This is a genomic window from Pseudomonas sp. KCJK8993, from assembly GCF_046230915.1.
GTDB lineage: Bacteria > Pseudomonadota > Gammaproteobacteria > Pseudomonadales > Pseudomonadaceae > Aquipseudomonas > Aquipseudomonas piscis.
The window spans coordinates 62,940-69,914 of record NZ_JBJJLO010000021.1 but is presented as its reverse complement, the minus strand read 5'-3'; the positions used below and the strand labels follow the sequence as shown (position 1 = coordinate 69,914).

General features: G+C 64.1%; 7 protein-coding genes and 1 pseudogene. 5 read left to right on the top strand and 3 right to left on the bottom strand.

Going from position 1 to position 6,975, the window contains the following annotated elements; translation table 11 throughout:
- Window positions 1-72: 72 nt before the first annotated feature.
- On the bottom strand, window positions 73-1,020 hold the full coding sequence (locus tag ACK6AU_RS09935) for a LysR substrate-binding domain-containing protein (protein ID WP_185699188.1): 948 nt from the start codon (window positions 1,018-1,020) through the stop codon (window positions 73-75).
- Between the two features lie 135 nt (window positions 1,021-1,155).
- On the opposite strand from ACK6AU_RS09935, the gene ACK6AU_RS09930 reads away from it, so the two are divergent.
- The 3 genes from ACK6AU_RS09930 (at window position 1,156) to ACK6AU_RS09920 (ending at window position 4,435) form a co-directional block, all read left to right on the top strand.
- On the top strand, window positions 1,156-2,532 hold the full coding sequence (locus tag ACK6AU_RS09930; RefSeq protein ID WP_409299074.1) for an L-serine ammonia-lyase: 1,377 nt from the start codon (window positions 1,156-1,158) through the stop codon (window positions 2,530-2,532).
- Between the two features lie 63 nt (window positions 2,533-2,595).
- Complete coding sequence (locus ACK6AU_RS09925; protein WP_409299072.1) at window positions 2,596-3,897, top strand: serine/threonine transporter; 1,302 nt, start codon at window positions 2,596-2,598, stop codon at window positions 3,895-3,897.
- A gap of 220 nt (window positions 3,898-4,117) precedes the next feature.
- A complete protein-coding gene (locus tag ACK6AU_RS09920) occupies window positions 4,118-4,435 on the top strand; it encodes a DUF3509 domain-containing protein (protein WP_185699185.1) in 318 nt (105 codons plus the stop codon).
- On the opposite strand, the gene ACK6AU_RS09915 is transcribed toward ACK6AU_RS09920, so the two are convergent.
- Window positions 4,432-4,932, bottom strand: a complete 501-nt coding sequence (locus ACK6AU_RS09915) for a phosphate-starvation-inducible protein PsiE (RefSeq protein ID WP_185699184.1) — start codon at window positions 4,930-4,932, stop codon at window positions 4,432-4,434. The genes ACK6AU_RS09920 and ACK6AU_RS09915 overlap by 4 nt on opposite strands.
- A gap of 62 nt (window positions 4,933-4,994) precedes the next feature.
- Between ACK6AU_RS09915 and ACK6AU_RS09910 the strand changes: the two genes are divergently transcribed.
- Window positions 4,995-5,207 (top strand): hypothetical protein, encoded by a 213-nt coding sequence (locus tag ACK6AU_RS09910; RefSeq protein ID WP_409299070.1) that lies wholly within the window; start codon window positions 4,995-4,997, stop codon window positions 5,205-5,207.
- A gap of 8 nt (window positions 5,208-5,215) precedes the next feature.
- Window positions 5,216-5,470, top strand: a pseudogene (locus tag ACK6AU_RS09905) (YebG family protein); the annotation flags it as partial.
- 340 nt (window positions 5,471-5,810) lie between these two features.
- Here ACK6AU_RS09905 and ACK6AU_RS09900 read toward each other — a convergent pair.
- Entirely contained in the window at window positions 5,811-6,830 is a 1,020-nt protein-coding gene (locus tag ACK6AU_RS09900; RefSeq protein ID WP_185699181.1) for a Glu/Leu/Phe/Val dehydrogenase, read from the bottom strand.
- Window positions 6,831-6,975: the final 145 nt, after the last annotated feature.

The window sequence follows — 6,975 nt, the reverse complement described above, 5'->3', positions numbered from 1 at the left end:
AAAGCCGGACAAACCGCCAGGGCGCTGTTAGTGTGGGGAGTCCGCCGCGCTTGCGACACGTCTCGAAACAGCTCATTCCTGCCCCTCTCCCAGGGGGTGCAGACCGCGAAATATCTCCGCTTCCTCCACCAGCCAGTCATGCACCGCCCGCACCCCGGGATGGCTCAGTGCGCCTGGCGCATAAAGCAGCACGTAACGCTTGTGATTGGGTACCGCGAGGCCGAACGGCACGATCAGGGTGCCGCGCTCCAGCTCGTCGTTGAGCAAGGTACGCCGGGCGATCGCCACGCCCATGCCGGCGATCGCCGCCTCGATGGTCAGGTGGTTGCGGTTGAAGGTATGGCCACGACGCACATCGGCGCCTTCGAACCCGATGGCATCGAGGTAGAACTCCCATTCGGCATATTCGTAGCTGCCGCGCCAGGCGGTGATGTCGTGCAGCAGCGGGAAGTGTGCCAGGTCCGCCGGACCGTGCAACGGTGGCCGCCCGCGCAGCAGGCTCGGCGCACACACCGGGAAGATCTGCTCGTCCAGCAGGGCCGTGGATTGCAGGCCCGGATAGCTGCCGTCGTTCAGGTCGATGGCCAGGTCGAAATCACCCTCGTGCAGCGCCACGCTGCTGTCCTCCGCCACCAGCCGCAACTGGATCTCCGGGTAGCGCTGCTGCAGGCGCGGCAAACGCGGGGTCAACCACTTGCCGAGGAACGACGGGATCGAGCGCAGGCGCAAGGTACCGCCGATCATGCCCGCATCCAGGCGGCGCAATTCGGCATCGATGTTGCCGTAGGCTTCGGTCACTGTCAGGGCCAGGCGCTGGCCCTCGGCGCTGAGTTCGACACCCCGGGCCCGGCGGTGGAACAGGCGAAACCCCAGGCGCTCTTCGAGCTGGCGGATCTGCTGGCTCACCGCTCCGGGTGTGATGTGCAACTCCTCGGCACAGCGGGTGAAGGACAGGTGCCGCGCGGCACAGGAAAACACATGCAGCCAGACATAGGTCTGGGCATGAAATTGACGGCTCATCGTTTAGCCCTGCTAAAGGATCTCTTAGGAAATTTCGTTGGTCACTGCTGACCGAGATTGGCAGTATCGCCGACATTGCGCTTGGCCTACAAAAAATGGCAGCGATCTACCTTCCATTGCTTGTAAGGCTTTAGCATGGCTATCAGTGTTTTCGATCTGTTCAAAGTCGGCATCGGTCCGTCCAGTTCCCATACCGTCGGCCCCATGCGTGCCGCCGCGACCTTTGCCCAGGCGCTGTTCGAGCAGGGCCTGCAAGAGCAGGTGCGGCGAGTGCAGATCCGCCTCTACGGCTCCCTCTCCGCCACCGGTGTCGGCCACGCCACCGACCGCGCCAGCGTCATGGGCCTGATGGGCGAGTGGCCGGACAGCATCGATCCGCGCAGCATCGGCCCACGCATCCAGCAACTGCGCGAAAGCGGCCAGTTGCTGCTGGGCGGCCGCTCGAGCATCGCCTTCGACTGGCGGCAGGACCTGCTCCTGCTGGACGAAAGCCTGCCCTACCACCCCAACGCCATGACCCTGGTCGCCCTGGGCGAACACGGCACCCTGCTGGAGCAGACCTACTACTCGGTGGGCGGTGGTTTCATCGTCGAGGCCGCACAGGTCGAGGCCGGGATCGACGCCAGCGCCAGCGTGCAACTGCCCTACGACTTCAACAGCGCCGCCGAGTTGCTGGCCCTGTGCAAGACCCACGACCTGCGGGTCGGCGAGTTGATGATGGCCAACGAGCGGGCCTGGCGCAGCGACGCCGAGATCCGCAGCGGCCTGCTGCACATCTGGTCGGTGATGCGTGAATGCGTGGAACAGGGCCTGAGCCACGAAGGCATCCTGCCCGGCGGTCTCGACGTGCCGCGCCGCGCCGCCAAGCTGCATCGCAACCTGCTGGAGATCGGCAAGCCCAACGTCATCACCTCGACCCTGTCGGCCATGGAGTGGGTCAACCTCTATGCCCTGGCGGTGAACGAAGAGAACGCCGCCGGCGGACGCATGGTCACCGCGCCCACCAACGGCGCGGCAGGGATCATCCCGGCAGTGCTGCACTACTACATGAAATTCAACCCGCAAGCCTGCGACGACGATGTCGTGAGCTTTTTCCTCGGCGCCGCCGCGGTGGGCATCCTGTGCAAGAAGAACGCCTCGATCTCCGGGGCCGAAGTCGGCTGCCAGGGCGAAGTGGGGTCGGCCTGCGCCATGGCCGCGGCCGGCCTGGCGGAGGTCCTGGGAGCCACTCCCGAGCAGCTGGAAAACGCCGCCGAGATCGGCCTGGAGCACAACCTCGGCCTGACCTGCGATCCGGTGGGCGGCCTGGTGCAAGTGCCCTGCATCGAGCGCAACGCGATCGCCGCGGTGAAGGCGATCAACGCCACCCAGATGGCCCTGCGCGGCGACGGCCAGCATTTCATTTCCCTGGACCGGGTGATCCGCACCATGCGCGATACCGGCGCCGACATGCACGACAAATACAAAGAGACTTCACGGGGCGGCCTGGCGGTGAGCTGGGTGGAATGCTGAGGAGCCTTCCCTGACCGTCCGTAACACGTGAGCCCGAGCAAGAATAATAACGAGGCGATACCGATGACCGATGTACCCACACCTGCTACCCAGAATCCTGCCGTAGCGACACCCCGTGACAGCGCGCCAGCCTCCCGGGGCTGGAGCAAGCACGACACCACCTGGATGCTCGGCCTGTATGGCACCGCCATCGGCGCCGGCACCCTGTTCCTGCCGATCAACGCCGGGGTCGGCGGCTTCTGGCCGATGATCGTGCTGGCGCTGCTGGCCTTCCCCATGACCTTCTTCGCCCACCGTGGGCTGACCCGCTTCGTCCTGTCCGGACGCTCCGGGGACATCACCGAGGTGGTGGAAGAACACTTCGGGGTCGGCGCCGGCAAGCTGATCACCCTGCTCTATTTCTTCGCCATCTTCCCGATCCTGCTGGTGTACAGCGTGGCCCTGACCAACACCCTGGGCAGCTTCATGGAACACCAGTTGCACATGGCCCCACCGCCGCGGGCGGTGCTGTCGCTGTTGCTGATCCTGGGCCTGATGGCCATCGTGCGCTGCGGCCAGGGCGTGATCATGCGGGCCATGAGCCTGCTGGTCTACCCTTTCGTCGCCGCCCTGCTGTTGCTGGCCCTGAGCCTGATCCCCAACTGGAACGGCGCGTTCTTCGCCTCCGCCGGCGACGGCATGCCCATGCCGCTGTTCCTCAAGACCCTGTGGCTGGCGATCCCGGTGATGGTGTTCTCGTTCAACCACTCGCCGATCATCTCGGCCTTCGCCGTGGACCAGAAGCGCCACTATGGCCAGCAGGCCGAGCGCAAGAGCAGCGGCATCCTGGCCATGGCCCACGGCATGATGGTGCTGACGGTGATGTTCTTCTGCTTCAGTTGCGTGCTGGCCCTGTCGCCGGCGGACCTGGCCGCGGCCAAGGCGCAGAACATCTCGATCCTGTCGTACCTGGCCAACCACTTCCAGACCCCGGTCATCGCCTACGCCGCGCCCCTGATCGCGCTGGTAGCCATTACCAAGTCGTTCCTGGGCCACTACATCGGCGCCAGCGAAGGTTTCCAGGGGCTGATCGTGAAAAGCCTGCGCGGTCGCGGCCGCGCCCTGTCCTCCAGCCGCCTGGAAAAGCTCACCGCACTGTTCATGGTGCTCAGCTGCTGGGCAGTGGCGACCTTCAACCCGAGCATCCTGGGCATGATCGAGACCCTGGGCGGCCCGGTGATCGCTTGCCTGCTGTTCCTGATGCCGATGTACGCGATCCAGCGCGTACCGTCGCTGCGCCAGTATTCCGGGCAGTTGTCGAACCTGTTCGTGGTGTCGATTGGCCTGATCGCACTGTCGGCGATCATCTTCTCCTTCCTGCCCTGAAACGGGGCGGCAACGAAAAAGCGGACCCTGCGGTCCGCTTTTTTTGGCTCCCGGTTTCACTGGCCGGCGCCGGCCGCGGCATGCCCCTTGCTTGATCGCCCGGGAGGCACGCGGCAGTCGGCAAGCCTCGACAAGCGATCGGCCAGTGGTCCGCGATTGCGAACTAATCCCGCACCCGGCCGGTCAATGTCTGCACGATCCCAGCAGGCGGTGACGCGACATGGACAATCCATTGCAACTGATTACCGACACTTTCGCTCCCCAGTACCAGGTCAACCTGAGTATCCAGGACCTGGACGGCAGCATGATGCTGACCCTGTCCCAGGCCGGCCAGGTGGTGGCCAAGCGCCTGATCAGCGCGGCCCAGCGCAACGACCCGCGACGCATCGAACGGCTGGTGCAGAGCATCCAGTTCGGCATCGCCATCGAGCAAGGCCACAGCGCCATGGCGATCCTCCAGGCCATGACCAACGGCGACCGCCTGCCCCTGCCGCCGCCGGCAAACCAGGCAGCCCAGGCGCGGGCGCTGCCTCGCTAGATCTCGCCTTTCTCCACTTCCGGGTGCTCGCTGGAGCCCTCGCCGACCATGCGTTGCGGGTGCTCGATCTTCACCGAGGGAAACTGCGAGGACGCGTAGCGCACCACTAGCACGGCAAAGGCCAGCAGCAGGATGCCGCCGCACAGGTAGATGATCCCCAGGTCCGGCGGATTGTGGTGGGAGACGTTGGAAATCAGCAGCCGGGTCAACGCGGTGATCGCCACGTAGATCAGGAAACGCACCGGCATGTGGTTGGTCTTGAAGTAGATACCGACCATCGCGCCCAATTCCAGGTAGATGAACAGCAGCAGGATGTCGTCGATCTTGATATGGCCTTCCTCGAGCATCTGCAGGAATTCCATCACCGCCGCCCAGGCGGTCACCGCGCCGATGGCGAACAGCGCCAGGTAGTGGAACGACTCGACGAACAGGTTGCCCAGGGACTCGGCCAACTGATGGACGTTCTGCCGCAGGTTTTCGGCCCAATTGATTTTCACGATGGTTATTCCTTAGGTCGTTTCGACCGGATGATGCGCAAGGGACGTGACGGTTGTCCTGCATGCAGAAAAAAGGCCAGGGGCCGGTCATTGAGATGGTGACCATCGCCGACGAGGCACGTACCCGGCAGCAACGACTGCCGGGATCAATGGCCGGGGAAAAAAATCCGTCTACATTGAAAAGCCACTATCCAAGGGAAAAGGTTTCGCCTATTCTCTCGAACCTGTATATCGATACAGTATTTGTACCGTCCCATTATCGTGAAGGCATGTGAGGTGGTGAATGGCCGTCGAAGTGGTATACCGCAGCAGCCGAGATCTGGAGCGCTTGTTCATGGATAAAGCCGAAGCTGACCGTCATGACAAGATGCTCGAACTGGCTGAAGTGCTAGCGCAGGTGCTGCAAAAAGCGGTGCCGTCGCTGACCGAGCAACAAGTGGAAGAAGCCGGCATCTACATGGCCAAGAATCGCGATGTGTTCGCCAAGGCCTTCAAGAGCCAGCCGGATGCGCTGAACGAACTGCTCAGCGAGGCGGCGCCAGCCGTGGCGTCGGTCGAGCAGGAGCAACCCGTCGAGGTGGAGGCGCCAGCCAAGCCGGCGAAAGCGGCCAAGGCCGCGAAATAGCTTGCCCCGATCAAACAGCCCTGCGTCCACGACACAGGGCTTTTTCATGCCTGGGAATGGAGTTGCCACCCGATGGCGTTCGTGCCGGAACGCCTTGGCGTACTGGCCACGCAACTGTCGATCCAATCCGTCGTCGAGCCCTTCAACCATCGTCCAATACATTCCCCGGGTGGTCGGTCGCAGCAATGGTTGGCCCCCGTCCGCCAACCGCTGCAAATGCCGATGCTAGAAACAGGCAGCAGGTTAACGCTGCCTAGCGATAGAGCACCCGCTCCGCCAATTCGTCGGCGATGCGTGCCGGCGAGCGCTTCTCCGCCTGGGCGTGGGCGAAGATCTCGGTCAGGCGCAGGCTGATCTGCGCCAAGTGGGCGGTGATCACCGGCAGTTCCTCGTTATGGTGCTTGAGCGATACGTAGATCAGCCCCCCGGAATTGATCACGTAGTCCGGGGCATAGAGGATGCCGCGCCGCTCCAACTGATCGGCGACCTGCAGGTTGGTCAGCTGGTTGTTGGCAGAACCGGCCACTGCCGAACAACGCAGCTGCGCCACGCTGCGGCTATTGAGCACGGCCCCCAGGCCACAAGGCGCGAGGATATCGCAAGGGGTGCTGAGCAAGGCGTCGTTGGCCACCGGATGCGCGCCCAACTGCTCCATGGCCAGTTGCACCTTGCCCGGGTCGATATCACTGACCAGCAATTCGGCGCCGGCGGCATGCAACTGCTCGGCCAGGGCATAACCGACATTGCCCAGGCCCTGGATCGCCACCCGCAGGCCCTCCAGGTTATCGCTGCCCAGGCGTGCCATGGCGGTGCTGCGAATACCGGCGAACACCCCCATGGCCGCATGAGGCGCCGGGTCGCCGGCGGCACTGGTACTGGTGACGTAACGAGTCTGCTGGGCGATGCAGTCCATGTCGGCCACCGAGGTGCCGCTGTCGATGGCGGTGATGTAGCGTCCGTCCAGTTGCTCGACGCAACGGCCGAAGGCCTCGAACAACGCGGCGCGGTTTTCCACATGGGCCGGGCGGATGATCACGGCGGTACCGCCGCCCTGGGGCAGGCCGGCCAGCGCCGCCTTGTAGCTCATGCCCTGGGCCAGGCGCGCGGCATCGGCCACGGCACTGGCGTCGTCGGGATAGGGCAGATAACGACAACCGCCCAGGGCAGGCCCCAGGCGGTTGTCGTGGATGGCGATCACTGCTTTCAACCCGGTCGCGGGGTCGATACTCAGATGCAGCGATTCAAGGCGGGTGCTGTGCATGAGAGCGAACATCGACGGGCTCCCGAATCACTTCTTGTAGTCGCCAGTATAGGCTTGCGCCCGGAAATTGCTGCGCTGCGCAGGAATAAGCCGCCCGGCTTTGCATCCTTGGGGAAATAACCACGGGCGATTGCTCCAACACTGGACGAAGCGCCGG